The sequence below is a fragment of the Pseudomonas japonica genome (assembly GCF_013522925.1).
Classification (GTDB): domain Bacteria; phylum Pseudomonadota; class Gammaproteobacteria; order Pseudomonadales; family Pseudomonadaceae; genus Aquipseudomonas; species Aquipseudomonas japonica_A.
In genome coordinates this window covers 1-2114 of the sequence record NZ_JAAMQU010000036.1, presented here as the reverse complement: position 1 = coordinate 2114, position 2114 = coordinate 1, and the positions used below count along the sequence as shown (strand labels likewise).

The following is a 2114-nucleotide window of genomic DNA, read 5'->3' as shown; positions in this document are numbered from 1 at the left end:
TGTAGTGGTCAACTGATCCCGGACACTGAATTGAGTTTTTCCTCAGCGACCGCAGGCGCTAACCCTTCGTTGAACTGATGCGGTCGCCGCCAGTTGTATCGCTCCATCAGGAACCGGCCAATATCCTGTTGCGCTAGCGAAGCGCTCATATAGCCCACCGTCGGTATCCATTCAGTTTTCAGGCTGCGAAATAGCCGCTCCATTGGCGCGTTGTCATGGCAGTTGCCGCGCCGACTCATGCTCTGTGTGAAGCGGTATCGCCATAGTCTCTGGCGGAAACTCCGGCTGCCGTATTGACTGCCTTGATCGCTGTGAAACAGCACATTTTGAGGCCGGCCACGCTGCTCATAGGCCATGTCCAGCGCTTTGATCACCAGGTCGGCGTCGGGCTTGGCCGAGAACGCCCAGCCCACAACCCGGCGCGCATAAAGATCGATTACCGCCCCTAGATAGTGCCACCGACCTTCGGCCCAAACGTACGTGATGTCACCGCACCAGACCTTGTCGGGGGACGCCACGCTGAACTCTCGATCAAGCACGTTCGGGATATCAGGTCGCTCCACGGTCGCCTTTTTGTAGGCATGTGAGCCCGGCTGTTTGCTGATCAGGTTCATCTCGCGCATCAACTTACGTACCTTGAATCGACCGATCTGCATGCCGTCCTCTTTCATCATCAGCATGATGCTCCGGCTGCCCGCAGCGCTTCGGCTTTGTGTAAACAGCTCGTTCACGCGGCTGCGCAAAACCACCCGTTCGGCATTCGGATACCGACGTTTCCGGCAGTACGCGTAGTAGCAGGATCGGGTTACTTCAAATACCGAGCACAACAGATCAATCGGCTCTTGAGCCCGAAGTTGATCGATTAACGCGAACGCTCGTGTTCCTCGGCCATCAAGAGCGCGGTGGCCTTTTTTAAGATGGATTTTTCCCGTTCCAGCCGATTGATACGGGCTTCGAGTTCCTGGATTTTTTGCTGCTCAGGCGTCAGGGCTTTGCTGGTCGGAGTAACACCGCCACGTTCTTGCTGGAGCTGGTTCACCCAACGGCGCAAGGCCGACTCAACAAGCCCAAGCGAACGGGCTGCTTCGGTATGGCTGTAGCCTTGGTCGAGCACCAGGCACGCCGCCTCGCGCTTGAACTCAGGGGTAAAGGTACGACGTTGCTTGGTCATCAGACACCTCAATGTGGCGAGCATTCTCGCCTAAATGGGTGTCCGGTTTCATTAGACCACTACAAACCATGCTTGTAGTAGGTCGCAGACTTGAGCGGATCGGTGCTGAGGAGATACGTGTAAAAACGCCCTTCAAAGAGCTCGGTCACTATATGTCTCCTGATCGTAAGGCCTCATAAATGTTAGGTACCGACCCACTTTGAGTGCCAAGGCGTGGGAAGCAGCGCTGACCATAAAATGCATCGGTTTACGGAAATCCTTCGCTTTTCGCAATTTCTATTGATTCAACAATTTCTCGCAATGAGAACTTTCGCGATATATTTTGCTCTTCAAACGGCTCAGGCTTAGCGAAGGGCCTATGGGTAGATCCTCTATAAAGGTTCACTACCCCATTTGGAAAGCGAACCTGATAATTAGGCTGAACTCCTCTACCAAGCTCTCCCACCTCTACTGTGGCATCCTCTGCTCCCCTCATGTTCTTAGCCATTTTTTGAAGAAAGACATAGCCCAGTGTTGTCGCTAAAATCCGCACATCCCAGATGATTTTGGCCATGACGTCCCTGACTTCACAGTTTTACGGCGCGCTGATAGACAGCGTGATTAGAGGAGTTCTTGCGAAGGAATTCTACTCCGAAAGCGTCTTGATTGGCTCGAACGAAACGCCCTAAGCCTAGCCTGGTTTCACGATCCAAAGCCTGCCAGGTTTCAAAACCAATCACTTGCTGGATATTGAACTCGAGGCCATCGGGCAGGGCTTTTACCTTCTCCTTCAGAATATCCGCTGCGCGCTCGAACGGGGTAGCGGATTTAGTGACGTGTGCTTCCAACACGTCAAGAATCGCTGCTCGCGGATCCGCCTGCGACAGCGCCCAAGCTTCCAATTCGCCGGTGAGGGTTAGCTGAATGTCATAAGCCATTTCACAAGGCTCCATCTGTGCGGCGG

At 53.8% G+C, this 2114-nt stretch carries 3 protein-coding genes; all 3 read right to left on the bottom strand.

The genetic code is table 11. The features are described 5' to 3' along the window. Positions 1-8: 8 nt before the first annotated feature. Positions 9-1171 (bottom strand): IS3 family transposase gene (locus G7016_RS24735; RefSeq protein ID WP_181118403.1). Its coding sequence is split into 2 segments (ribosomal slippage): positions 9-919 and positions 919-1171, totalling 1164 coding nucleotides; the frame shifts between segments, so codons are not numbered across the junction. Positions 1172-1418: 247 nt separating this feature from the next. Beyond that, complete coding sequence (locus G7016_RS24730; RefSeq protein WP_181118402.1) at positions 1419-1724, bottom strand: hypothetical protein; 306 nt, start codon at positions 1722-1724, stop codon at positions 1419-1421. Between the two features lie 13 nt (positions 1725-1737). Next, positions 1738-2114, bottom strand: a 377-nt coding sequence (locus tag G7016_RS24725; RefSeq protein ID WP_219856367.1) for a DUF1413 domain-containing protein, incomplete at its 5' end; no start/stop codon positions are given.